The organism is Cupriavidus sp. HE11 (assembly GCF_056097175.1).
Genome location: NZ_CP184464.1, coordinates 2,968,620 through 2,983,312, shown reverse-complemented (window position 1 = coordinate 2,983,312; position 14,693 = coordinate 2,968,620). Strand labels below are relative to the sequence as shown.

The window sequence follows — 14,693 nt, the reverse complement described above, 5'->3', positions numbered from 1 at the left end:
CACTCTGTGCTTAAATGCCCCGGCCTATCTTCCACGGAGAACGTTGCACATGATCGACGTCTACACCTGGGCCACCCCGAACGGCCACAAGGTCCACATCATGCTTGAGGAATGCGGCCTGGAGTACAAGGTCCATCCGGTCAATATCGGTGCCGGCGACCAGTTCGGCGCCGACTTCCTGAAGATCAGCCCCAACAACAAGATTCCGGCGATCGTCGACAGCGACGGCCCCGACGGCGAGCCGATCTCGCTGTTCGAATCGGGCGCGATCCTGCTGTACCTGGCCAGCAAGACCGGCAAGTTCCTGCCCGACGACGTGCGCGGCAAGTACGACGCGCTGCAATGGCTGATGTTCCAGATGGGTGGCGTTGGCCCGATGCTGGGCCAGGCGCACCACTTCCGGATCTATGCGCCCGAAAAGATCGAATACGCGGTGAATCGCTATACCAACGAGGCCAGGCGCCTGTATGGCGTGATCGACAAGCAGTTGTCGCAACACGCCTGGCTGGCTGGCGACAGCTATTCGATCGCGGACATCGCCACGTTCCCGTGGCTGCGCAGCTGGCAGAACCAGGGCGTGGAACTGGACGACTATCCGCACCTGAAGCGCTGGTTCAACGAGATTGCCGAGCGCCCGGCCGTGAAGCGCGGCGTGGAGGTGCTGGCCAAGGAACGCAAGCCGCTGCAATCGGACAAGGAGCGCGAGATCCTGTTCGGCGCCACGCAATACCAACGGCGCTAAGCCCTGGCATCACCCGGACGGGTGCCGTAATCCGCACGGCCTGCGGCAGGCGTCAGGAGCTGGCCGTTGCCGGAATGACACAGAAATGAGAATCGATGCCGAAGCCGGCATCGATTGTTCATGTCAAATGACACACGCCGGCGCGGCAGCGGAGGCCAGGAAATTCGGATGGCATTTCGATGAAACCGGGCCTTGCGGGCGGCGGGTCCCGGATGCCCAATGGTCCGCGTGGCGCGGATTTGCGCCTCATCGACGCAGCCCGATCATCAGGTTCCGGGGTGGGCTGTGATGACCGCCCGCCACGGCAACTGTGCCGCATTGGCGACAGGTGTATCGCTTACGATGAGGATCTGGCACCGATAGAACGACAAACTATAAGTTGTCGTTCCGCATAGGTCGAGCCCTTAGTCTCGATCGACTTAGCGACTTAATATCCACACAGCAGCATATGACAGCAGACCCACTCAAGCTGTTCGGGCGACATTTGACCTGGTTGCGCAAGCAGCGTGGCTGGTCTCAGGAAGCGCTGTCGCTGGAAAGCGGCCTGGCCCGATCCTACCTCAGCGGCATCGAGCGCGGCACGCGCAATGTTGCGCTTTATAACATCTGTACCCTCGCTGACACGCTTGGTGTTTCGCCTACCGAGATGCTTGACTTTTCCAAGCATCGACCGGAAGAGGCGCAGGAAGCCGCCCGCTCGCCGTTCGACGCCGAGCAGTCTCCCTCTGTACAGGCAACGTTGCGCTATATGGCCGATCTCAACGACGTCGATCGCGATGTCGTGGCTGGCGTGGCACGGGCACTGGCGCGCCGGCACACTCGCTGAAACGCCCCGCCCGAGGCAGGGCGCATGCAGGCTCAGACGTTCAGCATGCCCTGCTGCTCGATGAAGGCAATTACCTGGTCCAGGCCCTGCCCTGACTTGACACTGCCCATCACGAACGGACGATCGCCGCGCATCTTGCGCGTATCGCTCTCCATGATTTCGAGCGACGCCCCCACGTAGGGCGCCAGGTCGGTCTTGTTGACCACCAGCAGGTCGGACTTCGTAATCCCTGGTCCGCCCTTGCGAGGAATCTTCTCACCCCCCGCCACATCGATCACATAGATCGTCAGATCGGACAATTCCGGGCTGAAGGTCGCGGCCAGGTTGTCGCCGCCCGATTCGATGAACACCACGTCGGCATCCGGAAACCGGGCCAGCATGCGGTCTACCGCTTCCAGGTTGATGGATGCGTCCTCGCGGATCGCCGTGTGCGGGCAGCCCCCCGTTTCCACGCCCATGATGCGCTCGGCCGGCAGCGCGCCCGAGATCGTCAGCAGGCGCTGGTCTTCCTTGGTGTAGATATCGTTGGTGATGGCGACCAGGTCATAGCGGTCGCGCATGGCCTTGCAGAGCATCTCCAGCAGGGTGGTCTTGCCGGAGCCCACGGGGCCGCCCACGCCAACGCGCAGCGGAGGATTCTTCTTGGTACGGGTCATGATCGGATTCAGGTGCGCTAGGAGCGGAAAAGCCGGGAATACTGGGTCTCGTGCCGTGCCGACAGCAGGCCCAGCATCGGGGAAAACGTGGAAAGCTGCGGCGGGTCGGCATCGGCACGGCGGGCCGCCTCGTCCACGGCGTCAAGCACATGACGATGCAGGCCGCGCAGGATCTGCTGGCCGGCCACCTGGCCCAGCGGCACCGCCTTGAGCGCGGCAGCCACCTGGTTCTCGGCCCAGTTGAAGGCATAGGCGGCCAGCCCCTCGCGGGCATCGATATCGAGCGCCACGCAAGCAGCCGTAAAAGCCGTGGGCAGGCACAGCGGCGACAGGCCGCGCAGGGTATCGCGCAGCGCCGCATCGCCCCACTCCATCTGGGCAATCAGCTTTGCCAGCGACCAGCCCATCTGCTCGGTTTCGAGCCGCAACTCGGACGTTTCGCGCGTGACGTGAAACCAGTCGTTCCAGCGGGCGACCGATGCCGCGTCCCGCTGCCGCCACGCACGATGCAGCAGCAGCCAGACCGGCGCCTCGCACTGGGCCTGCACGTGCACCAGATTGTCGCGAATCCAGTGCTCGGCCGTCGCGGCATCGCCAACCATCCCGCAGTCGATGGCCGCCTCAAGCCCCTGCGAATAGCTGAACCCGCCAATCGGCAATGCCGGCGAGGCAAGATGCAGCAGCGAGATCAGTTGAAGGAGCGCGGTCATGGCGTCTGGCTCCGTTTGCGGATTGCCGGCAACCTGGCGGGCTCGCCCTCTCTTCCGCACGCGGGAGAGGGGTTGGTGTAGAGGGCGCGCGGCTCAACGAATCCATTGGCCAATGCAGCCTGACGAATGGTTTCCAGCACGCCCTCGATCTGATCGTGGATCTCGTTGTTCCAGAAGTGCAGCACCGTAAAGCCCTGGCCTCGCAACCACACATCGCGATCGACGTCGTAAAGCGAGCCATGCTGACTACCATCGGCCTCGACGATCAGTTTGTGCTCCATGCAGATGAAGTCGGCAATATACGGGCCGACTGGCTTCTGACGTCTGAATTTCAGGCCAAAGAAGCGATGGGCACGCAGGAAGTACCACAGGCGCTCTTCGGCTGCAGTTTGATGCGAGCGTAGCTCTTTCGCGAATTCGTGGTTGGTCAGCCGCCTGCCCTCTCCCCCAGCCCCTCTCCCGCTGGCGGGAGAGGGGAGAAAACCCGCGGCGTTGGAAACGCGGTCGGCGGTCTCCCCATTCTCGCAAGCGCAAGAGGGGAGAAAACCAGCGGCGTTGGAAACGCGGTCGGTGGTCTCCCCTTTCTCGCACGCGCAAGTGGGGAGAAAACCAGCGGCGTTGGAAACGCGGTCGGTGGTCTCCCCTTTTTCACACGCGCAAGAGGGGAGAAAACCAGCGGCGTTGGAAACGCGGTCGGTGGTCTCCCCTTTCTCGCACGCGCAAGAGGGGAGAAAACCCGCGGCATTCGACACCTCGGTGGTGGTCTCCCCTCTCCCGTGCACGGGAGAGGGGTTGGGGGAGAGGGCAAGCGTCTGATTCGCAATCACATTCGGTTAGTGCTTGTGCCCACAGTGCTCGTCGTGCACGTGATCGTGATCATGGCCGTGGCCGTGCGAATGACCGTGGTCGTGACCATGACCATGGCCGTGGTCGTGCCCGTGGCCGTGCCCGTGATGCTCGTGGAACACTGCCTGGGCCGCCGCGTAGTCTTCGGCGAAGGTCGCATCGTGGCCGTGCTTGTGGCCGCCGCCATAGGCGCCGGCCTCGGGCTCGAACGGTTGCTCGGCGCGCACGATCTGCACGCCCAGGCGCGTCAGCATGTCGGCCAGTACCGGGTCGTATTCCAGGCGCAGGTAGTCGCGCCCCACTTCCACCGGCGTATGCCGGTTGCCAAGGTGGTACGCCGCGCGCATCAGGGCCAGCGGATCGGTGGACGTCACCTGCAGCACCGATTCCGGCGCGGCCTGGACCTCGACGAAGGTGCCGTCCTCGGCCACCAGCAGGTCACCGCCGCGCAGCACGGTGCCGCGTGGCAGGAACAGCGCCGCCTCGGTGCCATTGTCGAGCGCCGCGCGCAGGCGGCTCTTGCTGCGGTCGCCGAACGGCAGGACCAGCTTGGGGGCGCGTCGCACCAGCACGGGGGCGATACCATGCGGCGCAGGCAGGACTTTGTCGATCTTGATCACGGCTTCAGCTTCAGAACAGGAAGTAGCGTTGCGCCATCGGCAGCACCGTGGCGGGCTCGCACATCAGCAACTGGCCGTCGGCCACCACCTGGTAGGTCTCGGGGTCCACGGTGACGTGCGGCTGCCAGTCATTGTGCACCATGTCGCGCTTGCTGACGGTGCGGCATCCGCGTACGGCGGCCAGCGTCTTGGCAAGCCCGTAGCGTCCGCCAACATCGGCCGCCAGTGCCGCCTGCGAGACAAACGTCAGCGACGATTTCGGCAGCGCTCCGCCGGCCGACGCGAACATGGGCCGGTAGTGCACGGGCTGCGGCGTCGGGATCGATGCATTGGGGTCACCCATGGCCGCCGCCGCGATCATGCCGCCCTTCAGGATCAGGCTCGGCTTCACGCCGAAGAACGCCGGCTTCCACAGCACCAGGTCGGCCCACTTGCCCACCTCGATCGACCCCACCTCGTGCGCGATGCCGTGCGTCAGCGCCGGATTGATCGTGTACTTGGCGATATAGCGCCGCACGCGGAAATTGTCGTGGCCGCCGCGCGCATCGTGCGGATCGCCGGGCAGCTTGCCGCGCTGCGCCGCCATCTTGTGCGCGGTCTGCCAGGTCCGGATGATGACCTCGCCCACGCGGCCCATGGCCTGCGAATCGCTGGAGATCATCGAGAACGCGCCCAGGTCGTGCAGGATGTCCTCGGCCGCGATGGTCTCGCGCCGGATGCGCGACTCGGCAAAGGCGATGTCCTCGGCGATGGCCGGGTCCAGGTGATGGCAGACCATCAGCATGTCCAGGTGCTCGTCGAGCGTGTTCACCGTGTACGGCCGCGTCGGGTTGGTCGACGACGGCAGCACGTTCGATTCGCCGCACACCTTGATGATGTCCGGCGCATGGCCACCGCCCGCGCCTTCGGTGTGGTACGTGTGGATCGTACGGCCCTTGAACGCTGCAATCGTCGCCTCGACAAAGCCGCCTTCGTTGAGCGTATCGGTGTGGATGGCCACCTGCGTATCGGTGTCGTCCGCCACGGACAGGCACGTGTCGATGGCCTGCGGCGTGGTGCCCCAGTCCTCGTGCAGCTTCAGGCCGATGGCCCCTGCCTCCACCTGCTCGGTCAGCGGCGCCGGCTGGCTGGCGTTGCCCTTGCCCAGGAAGCCGATGTTCATCGGGTAGGCATCGGCGGCCTGCAGCATGCGCTCCATGTACCACGGCCCGGGTGTGACCGTGGTGGCGAAGGTGCCCGTGGCCGGGCCGGTGCCGCCGCCAATCATCGTCGTCACGCCGCTCATCAGCGCCTCGTCGATCTGCTGCGGGCAGATGAAGTGGATGTGCGTGTCGATGCCGCCCGCCGTGACGATCATGCCCTCGCCGGCGATCACCTCGGTGCCGGGGCCCACGACGATGGTCACGCCCGGCTGGATGTCGGGGTTGCCGGCCTTGCCGATACCGGCGATGCGGCCGTGCTTGAGGCCGATGTCGGCCTTGACGATGCCCCAGTGGTCAATGATCAGCGCATTGGTGATGACCGTGTCGACGCAGTCCTTCGACATGCGCTGGCTCTGGCCCATGCCATCGCGAATCACCTTGCCGCCGCCGAACTTGACCTCTTCGCCGTAGATCGTGAAATCCTTTTCCACTTCGATGACCAGGCCGGTGTCGGCCAGCCGCAGGCGGTCACCGGTGGTCGGGCCAAACATCTCGGCATAGGCCTGCCGCGAAATCTTCACGCTCATCACAGCGCTCCCATGATCTTGCCGTTGAACCCATAGACGATGCGGTCGCCGTCCAGCGCCACAAGCTGCACCGTGCGCGACTGGCCCGGCTCGAAGCGCACCGCCGTACCGGCCGCGATATCCAGCCGGAAGCCGCGCGTGGCTTCGCGGTCGAACGACAGTGCCGCGTTGGTTTCATAGAAGTGAAAGTGCGACCCGACCTGCACCGGACGGTCGCCCGTATTTGCCACCGTCACGCTGACCGTGGCACGGCCCGCGTTCAGTTCGATCTCGCCGTCAAGCGGCATCAGTTCACCGGGAATCATCGCCAGGCTCCTTTACGGACTTCAGGCCACCAGCAGGCCGACGCCATACAGCGCCACGCCAGCCCCGGCCACGCGCGCCATCCAGCCCGCATGGCGACGCAGGAACGCGCCCGCGCCGATACCCATCACGTGCAGCGTCATCGTGCTGACAGCAAAGCCGCCGACATAGGCCAGCACGCCAGGCAGCGCCGCGGCGGTGGCCGGCAGCTCTGCCCCGTGCGCATAGCCGTGGAACAGCGCGAAGCCACCGACGATTGCCATGCCGGACAGCGCCGACAGCCGGGCGCGCGCAGCCACCAGCAGACCGATCACCAGCAGCGAGACGGCGATCATCGGCTCCACGGCCGGCAGCGTCACGCCGGTCAGTCCCAGCGCCGCGCCAACCAGCATCATGACGACGAAGGCCAGCGGCAGGCGCAGCATGTCCAGCTTCGATGTGCCCTGGGCGAAGGCGCTCTTCGGCGCGGCGATCAGCGCGCTCCAGACGCCCACGGCAGCCATCGCCAGCAGGTGATCGGCGCCCGTGAACGGGTGCGCCAGGCCAGCGAACAGGCTGGCGCCGACCGTGGCGGCATCGTGGCCGGGGTGGGCAAAGGCCGAAGCGGCTGCCAGCGAGAGCGTGGCGCCAGTCATGACGCGGGCGAGAGTCGGGCGTGCAAAGGTCGGGCGGTGCATAGGGTTGGTCCTCTTCTTGTTGAGCGTTCGGTTCGGTGATCGGATTCAGACGATCGGATGGTGCACGGTGACCAGCTTGGTGCCGTCCGGAAACGTAGCCTCCACCTGGATTTCCGGAATCATCTCGGCCACGCCGTCCATGACGTCCTCGCGCCGCAGCACCGTGGTGCCTTCGTGCATCAGTTCGGCCACGGTGCGGCCATCGCGCGCGCCTTCCATGATGGCGGCCGTGATCAGCGCCACCGCCTCGGGGTAGTTGAGCTTGAGCCCGCGCGCCCGGCGGCGCTCGGCCAGCAGTGCGGCGGTGAAGATCAGCAGCTTGTCTTTCTCGCGCGGAGTCAGTTCCATGTTGGCTTTCCGTTCTGGTGTTCTTGTTGGCGTTGTGCGTCGGCGTAAGCGTCGTTCAGGTGGCCCAGAGCCGCAGCGGCCGGGCCGGCACGCCATGTATCGGCATGCGCAGGGCGTTCCAGCAATCGATCATCAGGTGGCGCACCACTTCCATGTCGCGGCCCAGCACGCGCAGCAGCAGCATCGACTGGCTTGCCGGCTGCCCGCGTCCCGCCAGGCAGGTCACGCCGGCACGCAGGTCCGGGCGGTACGGCAACCGCTCGGCCAGCGACTCGGCCAGTTCCTGCGTGGCGCCCTGCCCCACGGCCCACAGCGTGCCGAGGATGGGCAGGCCGTCCATGCCGGCCAGCGCGCCGCGCAACGGCGACGCGGCGTCGAAATGCGACTGCTCGATCCACAATGCGCGATCCGGGCTGGCAATGCGCGTATCCAGCCACAGCGAGCCCCGGGACCAATGCTCGCCCGATGCCAGCCGGCCCAGCACCACGGCGTCCCAGCCGATGGCGCTGCCGCCGGGCGCCACCACCACGTCGGTGGCAATGCGCGCGCGGGCATCGTCGAACACGATGTTTTCCTGCGGCAGCCAGTCCAGCCTGGCGCCTTCGGCCACGTCGATACGCACCTGCTGCGCGGCGTCGCGGCCCTGCGACTTGTACCACTTGGTGGCGCCGGGCGTTGCCAGCACGGCATGCGCGCCAGCCTCGACGGCAATGTCGATATCGAGCAGGTCGCCGCCGGCCACGCCGGCCGGCGGGTGCAGCACCACGCCATGGCAGATCGCACCTTCCGGGTAGAGCGGCTTCTGCACCCGCAGCGGCCCCTCGTGCCGGCGCTCGACCATGGCGGTACGGCCCGCGCGCTCGGCAAAGCGCAGGCGCAGGCGGGCATGCCATGCAACGGGCATGGCGAGCGACGAAGGAAAATCTGGATGACGCATGATGAAAAAGGCAGGCGCGGGGGCGCGCGGAGGTATGCCGCAGATCATAGCGCGCGGCTGTCGTCACCGGAAGGTGACGCAGCACGCACGCCACAGTGGGACATCACACCGCGATCAGTTCCCGCACGCCGTCCTGCTCCATCGTCGCGCCCGCGCCCTTCGCCACCACTTCACCGCGGCTCATCACCACGTAGTGATCGGCCAGATGACGCGCGAATTCGTAGTACTGCTCCACCAGCAGCACGGTCATGCCGAACTCGTCCACCAGCAGGCGCAGCGCGCGGCCGATGTCCTGGATGATCGACGGCTGGATGCCTTCGGTTGGTTCGTCCAGGATCAGCAGCTGGGGCTCGCTCATCAGCGCGCGGCCAATCGCCAGCTGTTGCTGCTGACCGCCCGACAGGTCGCCGCCCCGGCGCTGGCGCATGGTGCGCAGCACCGGGAACAGCTCGTAGATGCGGTCGGGCACGCCGGCGGGCTTGCCGCGGCTGGCGGCACCGATCAGCAGGTTTTCCTCGACAGTCAGGCGCGGGAAGATCTCGCGGCCCTGCGGCACGTAGGCCAGACCGGCCGACACGCGCTCGTATGGCGCCTTTTTCTCCAGCGCCTTGCCGTCCCAGCTAACGCTGCCGCTGCGCGTGGGCACCACGCCCATCAGGCATTTGAGCAGCGTGCTCTTGCCCACGCCGTTGCGGCCCAGCAGCGTGGTCAGCTTGCCGTGCGGCACTTCGAACGACACGTTGCGCAGGATATGGCTGCCGCCGTAGTACTGGTTCAGTGCATTGACCTGCAGCATGGTTATCTTCCCAGGTAGGATTCGATCACGCGCTCGTCGCGCTTGACGGCATCGAGCGTGCCCTCGGCCAGCAGGCTGCCTTCGGCCAGCACGGTCACGCGGCCGGCATCGCCAGCCAGTGCGGCCACGAACTCCATGTCGTGCTCCACCACCATCATCGAGCAGCTGCCGCGCAGGCTGTTGAGCAGCGCCGCAAGCTGCATGGTTTCCTCGTCGGTCATGCCGGCCACCGGCTCGTCGAGCAGCAGCAGTTGCGGCTGCTGCATCAGCAGCATGCCGATCTCCAGCCGCTGCTTCTGGCCGTGCGACAGCAGTCCGGCGGGCCGGTAGGCCTCGTCTTCCAGGCCGGTCAGCGCCAGCGTTTCCTCGATACGGCGATGGCCCTCGCCGGTCAGCCGCGCACGCAGCGACGACCACCAGCGCTTGTCGGCCTTCATCGCCAGTTCCAGGTTTTCCCACACCGCGTGCTGTTCGAACACGGTGGGCTTCTGGAACTTGCGGCCGATGCCGGTCTGGGCGATCTTCGGCTCGGTCATGCGCATCAGGTCGATGGTCTGGCCCAGGAACACCCGTCCCGTCACGTTGGCGTTGCGCGGACCGGTCTTGCCGGTGATGACGTCCATCATCGTCGTCTTGCCGGCGCCGTTCGGGCCGATCACGCAGCGCAGCTCGCCGTGGTCGATCGACAGCGACAGCTTGTTCAGCGCGCGGAAACCGTCGAACTGCACGGTCAGGTCTTCGACATAGAGGATGGGGCCGTGCGTGGTGTCGATAACCCCGGGTTCGACGATGCGGCCCAGGCCGGTGGCGTCTCCGTTCTCGGCCTGTTGCAGTCCCAGCGCGGCGTTCATGCGTTGCTCCCTTGTTGCGGCGCCACCACCGGCTCATCGGTGGCCGCCTCGATATTTTCCGCGGCGGTTCGCTGGCCGCGCAGGCGGCGCACCAGGCCAACCACGCCGTCGGGCAGGTACAGCGTCACGAGTACGAACATCGCGCCCAGCAGGAACAGCCAGTACTCGGCAAAGTACGCCGTGAACATGGTCTTGGCACCGTTCACCAGGAACGCGCCGACGATGGGCCCGATCAGCGTGCCGCGGCCACCCACGGCCACCCACACGGCCATTTCGATCGAGTTCGCCGGCGACATCTCGCCCGGGTTGATGATGCCCACCTGCGGCACGTACAACGCGCCGGCAATGCCGCACAGCACGGCCGAGAACGTCCACACGAACAGCTTGTAGCCCAGCGGGTTGTAGCCCGAGAACATCACGCGCGTTTCGGCATCGCGCACGGCGGTCACCACGCGGCCCAGCTTCGACGTGACGATGTAGCGGCAGGCAATGAACCCGGCCACCAGCGCCAGGAACGTCAGCACGAACAGGGCCGTGCGGGTCTGCGGCGCGGCCACGGCAAAGCCGGCGATGCGCTTGAAGTCGGTAAAACCGTTGTTGCCGCCGAAGCCCGTCTCGTTGCGGAAGAACAGCAGCATCGCGGCATAGGTCATGGCCTGCGTGATGATCGACAGGTACACACCCTTGATGCGCGAGCGGAACGCGAAGAAACCGAACAGCCACGCCAGCACACCGGGCAGCAGCACCACCAGCAGCAGCGCATACGGCAGGTGTTCGGTGCCGTGCCAGAACCACGGCAGTTCCTTCCAGTCCAGGAACACCATGAAGTCGGGCAGGTCGCTCTTGTAGACGCCCTCGCGGCCGATCGAGCGCATCAGGTACATGCCCATCGCATAGCCCCCCAGCGCGAAGAACAGACCGTGGCCCAGGCTCAGGATGCCGCAGTAGCCCCACACCAGGTCCAGCGCGATGGCGGCCAGCGCAAAGCACATGATCTTGCCGAACAGCGTCAGCGCGTAGGCCGACAGGTGCATCGGATGGGTCTCCGGCAACACCAGCGCGCAGACTGGCACGCCAATGGCGACAACCACGGTCAGCAGCACCAGCAGCGTCCATACGCGACCCGAGAACAGCGGCTGGCGCTCCGGCACCGACAGCTTGAACGCCTTGCGGGATGAAGAAGAAAAGCTGCTCATGTCAGGCCTCCGCGCTGCGCCCCTTGAGCGCGAAAAGTCCCTGCGGCCGTTTCTGGATAAACAGCACGATCAGCACGAGGACGAAGATCTTGGCCAGCACCGCGCCGTAGAACGGCTCGATGAACTTGTTGATGATGCCGAGGCCGAACGCCCCGACGATGGTGCCGGCCAGTTGCCCCACCCCGCCGAGCACCACGACCATGAACGAATCGATGATGTACGCCTGCCCCAGGTCGGGGCCCACATTGCCGATCTGCGACAGCGCGCAGCCGCCCAGCCCGGCGATGCCGGCACCGAAGGCAAACGCGTAGCTGTCCACCTTCCACGTGCGCACGCCCACGCAGGCCGCCATGGTGCGGTTCTGCGTCGTGGCGCGCACGAACAGGCCCAGCCGCGTGCGGTTCAGCACGGCCCACGCCACGGCCACCACTGCCAGCGCGAACAGGATGATGACCACGCGGTTGTACGGGATCACCAGCCCTGCCATGGCATCGAAGCCGCCGCTCATCCACACGGGATTGGCCACTTCCACGTTCTGGGCACCGAAGATCGTACGCACGGCCTGCATCAGCAGCAGGCTGATACCGAACGTGGCCAGCAGCGTTTCCAGCGGACGGCCGTACAGGTGTCGCAGCACGATCCGCTCCAGCGCAAAGCCGACCACGCCGGCCGCCAGGAACGACGCCGGCAGGGCCGCCACCAGGTACCAGTCGAACGCATTCGGGGCATAGGCACGGAACAGCGTCTGCACCACGTACGTGGCATAGGCGCCGATCATCAGGAATTCACCGTGCGCCATGTTGATGACGCCGATCAGCCCGTATGTGATCGCCAGGCCCAGAGCAGCCAGCAGCAGCACGCTGCCCAGGCTCAGGCCCGCGAACAGGTTGCCCAGCAGTTCGGCGCGGCGCTGTTCGCTGCGCAGCTGGTCGATGGCCTTCTGGGCGGCCACGCGCACGTCTTCGTCGGCTTCCTTGTACTTGCCGGCATCGTCCTTTTCCAGCAGCGGTATCAGCTTCTGGCGCGATTGCGGATTGCTGTCGGCGCCCAGGATGCGGATGGCATCGAGCCGGGCGTCACGCGTGGCCTCGGTGCCCTGCGCCAGCACGGTATTCGCCCAGATCACATCCAGGCGCCCCCTCAGCCCGGCATCGGCCTCGGCCTTGCGGGCAGCTTCCACGGCGTCGCGCGACGCGTTCCCGGGCTGGTCGAACAGCGTGTTGATGGCCTGCGTGCGCACCGCGATGTCCGGCGACTGCAGCAGCAGGCTGCTGGCGGCGCTATCCACGATGGTGCGCAGGCTGTTGTTCAGCGTCAGCGATTCCAGCGCGTCGCTTTTCACGGCGACGGCCTTGCCGCTGATTGCATCGAGATACTTGTCACCGTCCTGGCGCACCATGCCGACCGACGGCTCGTACTGCAGCGCATCGTCCTGCAGCGCCTTCAGGATCGGGCCGGCCTGCTCTGCCGGTGCCTGCGTCAGTTTGGTGAGCGCGGCGGTCTTGGCGTCGAAGTCGTCTTCGGCCAGCGGCTTCAGGTCGGCCTGCGTCAGCGGCGTGGCCGCCCAGAGCGGGGCAGCGGCCAGCAGCAACGCGGCAAACGTGGCGCGTAACCATGATCGGATGGGTCGGTGCATTCAGGAGTCTTGTTTTGGCGCGATGGTTTCGCGTCTTTGGATTGTTCGAAGTCACCCATTGTTTGCTCCCTTCGCCCGTGCAACGGGAGAGGGGTTGGGGGAGAGGGCCCGGCAGGCCAAACGCCGGCGTCGCATCAGCCGACGCCTGCCCTCTCCCCCGCCCTCTTCCCGCCGGCGGGAGAGGGCCTCAAACGGCTTAGTTGCCGCCGACCTTGTCGGCCTTGCCTTCGTTACCCGCGATGAACGGGCTCCACGGTTGTGCGCGGATCGGCTTCGGCGTCTTCCAGACCACGTTGAACTGACCGTCGCCCTTGACTTCGCCGATCATCACCGGCTTGTACAGGTGATGGTTGTCGCCCATGGTCAGCGTGAAGCCGTCCGGTGCCTTGAAGGTCTGGCCATACATGGCGGCGCGCACCTTGTCCACGTCGGTGGTGCCGGCCTTCTTCACGGCCTGGGCCCACATGTGGATACCCACGTAGGTGGCTTCCATCGGGTCGTTGGTCACGCGCTTGTCGCCGCCGGGCAGGTTGTTGGCCTTGACCCACGCCGCCCACTGCTTCTTGAACGCGTCGTTCTCGCCGTTCTTGACCGACATGAAGTAGTTCCAGGCGGCCAGGTGGCCCACCAGCGGCTTGGTGTCGATGCCGCGCAGTTCTTCCTCACCCACCGAGAAAGCCACCACGGGCACGTCCTTGGCCTTCAGGCCGGCGTTGCCCAGTTCCTTGTAGAACGGCACGTTGGAATCGCCGTTGATCGTCGAGATCACTGCGGTCTTGCCGCCCTGCGAGAACTTCTTGATGTTGGCGACGATGGTCTGGTAGTCGGCATGACCAAACGGGGTGTAGACCTCTTCGATGTCCTTGTCGGCGACGCCCTTGCTCTTCAGGAACGCGCGCAGGATCTTGTTGGTGGTGCGCGGGTACACGTAATCGGTGCCCAGCAGGAAGAAGCGCTTTGCACCGCCGCCTTCCTTGCTCATCAGGTATTCCACGGCCGGGATGGCCTGCTGGTTCGGCGCGGCGCCCGTGTAGAACACGTTCTTGGACATTTCCTCGCCTTCGTACTGCACCGGGTAGAACAGCAGCGCGTTGGTCTCTTCATAGACCGGCAGCACCGACTTGCGCGACACCGACGTCCAGCAGCCGAACGTGACGGCAACCTTGTCCTTGGTGATCAGCTGGCGGGCCTTCTCGGCGAACAGCGGCCAGTTGGAAGCGGGGTCCACCACCACCGGCTCAAGCTTGCGGCCCAGCACGCCGCCGCTCTTGTTGATCTCGTCGATCGTCATCAGCGCCACGTCCTTGAGCGAAGTCTCGGAGATGGCCATGGTGCCCGACAGCGAATGCAGGATCCCGACCTTGATCGGTTCCTTCGTCTGCGCCATCAGCGGGCTGGTACCGATCATCGCTGCGGCGGCTACCGCCGACAGCTTCAGCATGTCACGTCGTTTCATTGCAGCTCCCATTTTGTCCAATTTGTCGTATGTGGTCAGGGACTACGCACCCCGGGTAACGCTTCTGCAACTAGCGTGCCAAGAATGGCGATACCCGCAAACCGTTGCCAGGCAACGGCTGCGAGACAAATCGGATGGGACGGATCGGGGGCGCACCAGTAAGGTGCCAAGCTTGCGGAGTGCCCGGAACGGACGCATGCACCGGCGTCGTGCATCGGCCCGATGCGGTGCATGGCAGGAAGGGATCGGTGCGCGGCGCACCAGAGGCAAGATTCCGGACGGGGACGCAGGTTCCCGCCCTCCCCGCCGCCATCGGGGGGCTGCGGGGGAAAAACGCAATAAAAAACGGGGCCGCTGGGGCCCC

At 65.8% G+C, this 14,693-nt stretch carries 16 protein-coding genes; 2 read left to right on the top strand and 14 right to left on the bottom strand.

Features of this window, described 5'->3' with window-relative positions; all coding sequences use genetic code 11:
• Positions 1-49 precede the first annotated feature (49 nt).
• Both ACOABP_RS13860 and ACOABP_RS13855 read left to right on the top strand, forming a co-directional pair.
• Entirely contained in the window at positions 50-742 is a 693-nt protein-coding gene (locus tag ACOABP_RS13860) for a glutathione binding-like protein (RefSeq protein WP_474225625.1), read from the top strand.
• Between the two features lie 448 nt (positions 743-1,190).
• Entirely contained in the window at positions 1,191-1,568 is a 378-nt protein-coding gene (locus ACOABP_RS13855; protein ID WP_474225624.1) for a helix-turn-helix domain-containing protein, read from the top strand.
• Between the two features lie 32 nt (positions 1,569-1,600).
• Here the strand turns inward: ACOABP_RS13855 and ureG are convergent, their stop codons facing one another.
• The 14 genes from ureG to urtA form a co-directional block, all read right to left on the bottom strand.
• Positions 1,601-2,224, bottom strand: a complete 624-nt coding sequence (gene ureG, locus ACOABP_RS13850; protein ID WP_066738886.1) for an urease accessory protein UreG — start codon at positions 2,222-2,224, stop codon at positions 1,601-1,603.
• Positions 2,225-2,241: 17 nt separating this feature from the next.
• Entirely contained in the window at positions 2,242-2,934 is a 693-nt protein-coding gene (locus ACOABP_RS13845; protein WP_474225623.1) for an urease accessory protein UreF, read from the bottom strand.
• A complete protein-coding gene (locus tag ACOABP_RS13840; RefSeq protein WP_474225622.1) occupies positions 2,931-3,686 on the bottom strand; it encodes an endonuclease domain-containing protein in 756 nt (251 codons plus the stop codon). The genes ACOABP_RS13845 and ACOABP_RS13840 overlap by 4 nt, the downstream gene beginning before the upstream one ends.
• 81 nt (positions 3,687-3,767) lie before the next feature.
• Positions 3,768-4,400: an urease accessory protein UreE gene (ureE, locus tag ACOABP_RS13835; protein WP_474225621.1), complete on the bottom strand. Its 633-nt coding sequence runs from the start codon at positions 4,398-4,400 to the stop codon at positions 3,768-3,770.
• Between the two features lie 10 nt (positions 4,401-4,410).
• The gene (ureC, locus tag ACOABP_RS13830) at positions 4,411-6,129 is read right to left on the bottom strand and encodes an urease subunit alpha (RefSeq protein ID WP_474225620.1); all 1,719 of its coding nucleotides are present in this window, start codon (positions 6,127-6,129) and stop codon (positions 4,411-4,413) included.
• Positions 6,129-6,434 carry an urease subunit beta gene (locus ACOABP_RS13825; protein WP_474225619.1) on the bottom strand — a complete coding sequence of 102 codons (306 nt, stop codon included), beginning with the start codon at positions 6,432-6,434 and terminating at the stop codon, positions 6,129-6,131. The genes ureC and ACOABP_RS13825 overlap by 1 nt, the downstream gene beginning before the upstream one ends.
• A 21-nt stretch (positions 6,435-6,455) precedes the next feature.
• Positions 6,456-7,109, bottom strand: coding sequence for a HupE/UreJ family protein (locus tag ACOABP_RS13820; protein ID WP_474225618.1), 654 nt, complete (start codon positions 7,107-7,109; stop codon positions 6,456-6,458).
• A 45-nt stretch (positions 7,110-7,154) separates the two neighbouring features.
• Positions 7,155-7,457 (bottom strand): urease subunit gamma, encoded by a 303-nt coding sequence (locus ACOABP_RS13815; RefSeq protein WP_066738892.1) that lies wholly within the window; start codon positions 7,455-7,457, stop codon positions 7,155-7,157.
• A gap of 55 nt (positions 7,458-7,512) precedes the next feature.
• Entirely contained in the window at positions 7,513-8,394 is an 882-nt protein-coding gene (locus ACOABP_RS13810; protein WP_474225617.1) for an urease accessory protein UreD, read from the bottom strand.
• 103 nt (positions 8,395-8,497) lie between these two features.
• Positions 8,498-9,190, bottom strand: coding sequence for an urea ABC transporter ATP-binding subunit UrtE (gene urtE, locus ACOABP_RS13805; RefSeq protein WP_066738893.1), 693 nt, complete (start codon positions 9,188-9,190; stop codon positions 8,498-8,500).
• Positions 9,191-9,192: 2 nt separating this feature from the next.
• Positions 9,193-10,041, bottom strand: a complete 849-nt coding sequence (gene urtD / locus ACOABP_RS13800) for an urea ABC transporter ATP-binding protein UrtD (protein WP_066738894.1) — start codon at positions 10,039-10,041, stop codon at positions 9,193-9,195.
• Entirely contained in the window at positions 10,038-11,237 is a 1,200-nt protein-coding gene (urtC, locus tag ACOABP_RS13795; RefSeq protein ID WP_474225615.1) for an urea ABC transporter permease subunit UrtC, read from the bottom strand. The genes urtD and urtC overlap by 4 nt, the downstream gene beginning before the upstream one ends.
• Before the next feature lies 1 nt (position 11,238).
• Entirely contained in the window at positions 11,239-12,873 is a 1,635-nt protein-coding gene (gene urtB / locus ACOABP_RS13790; protein WP_474225614.1) for an urea ABC transporter permease subunit UrtB, read from the bottom strand.
• Between the two features lie 196 nt (positions 12,874-13,069).
• Positions 13,070-14,329, bottom strand: a complete 1,260-nt coding sequence (gene urtA / locus ACOABP_RS13785; RefSeq protein WP_066738962.1) for an urea ABC transporter substrate-binding protein — start codon at positions 14,327-14,329, stop codon at positions 13,070-13,072.
• Between the last annotated feature and the right edge of the window lie 364 nt (positions 14,330-14,693).

Coding starts and splice junctions, on each gene's coding strand:
- ACOABP_RS13860 (WP_474225625.1), top strand. CDS start 50: ATGATCGACGTCTACACCTGGGCCACCCCGAACGGCCACAAGGTCCAC.
- ACOABP_RS13855 (WP_474225624.1), top strand. CDS start 1,191: ATGACAGCAGACCCACTCAAGCTGTTCGGGCGACATTTGACCTGGTTG.
- ureG (WP_066738886.1), bottom strand. CDS start 2,224: ATGACCCGTACCAAGAAGAATCCTCCGCTGCGCGTTGGCGTGGGCGGC.
- ACOABP_RS13845 (WP_474225623.1), bottom strand. CDS start 2,934: ATGACCGCGCTCCTTCAACTGATCTCGCTGCTGCATCTTGCCTCGCCG.
- ureC (WP_474225620.1), bottom strand. CDS start 6,129: ATGAGCGTGAAGATTTCGCGGCAGGCCTATGCCGAGATGTTTGGCCCG.
- ACOABP_RS13825 (WP_474225619.1), bottom strand. CDS start 6,434: ATGATTCCCGGTGAACTGATGCCGCTTGACGGCGAGATCGAACTGAAC.
- ACOABP_RS13820 (WP_474225618.1), bottom strand. CDS start 7,109: ATGCACCGCCCGACCTTTGCACGCCCGACTCTCGCCCGCGTCATGACT.
- ACOABP_RS13815 (WP_066738892.1), bottom strand. CDS start 7,457: ATGGAACTGACTCCGCGCGAGAAAGACAAGCTGCTGATCTTCACCGCC.
- ACOABP_RS13810 (WP_474225617.1), bottom strand. CDS start 8,394: ATGCGTCATCCAGATTTTCCTTCGTCGCTCGCCATGCCCGTTGCATGG.
- urtE (WP_066738893.1), bottom strand. CDS start 9,190: ATGCTGCAGGTCAATGCACTGAACCAGTACTACGGCGGCAGCCATATC.
- urtD (WP_066738894.1), bottom strand. CDS start 10,041: ATGAACGCCGCGCTGGGACTGCAACAGGCCGAGAACGGAGACGCCACC.
- urtC (WP_474225615.1), bottom strand. CDS start 11,237: ATGAGCAGCTTTTCTTCTTCATCCCGCAAGGCGTTCAAGCTGTCGGTG.
- urtB (WP_474225614.1), bottom strand. CDS start 12,873: ATGCACCGACCCATCCGATCATGGTTACGCGCCACGTTTGCCGCGTTG.
- urtA (WP_066738962.1), bottom strand. CDS start 14,329: ATGAAACGACGTGACATGCTGAAGCTGTCGGCGGTAGCCGCCGCAGCG.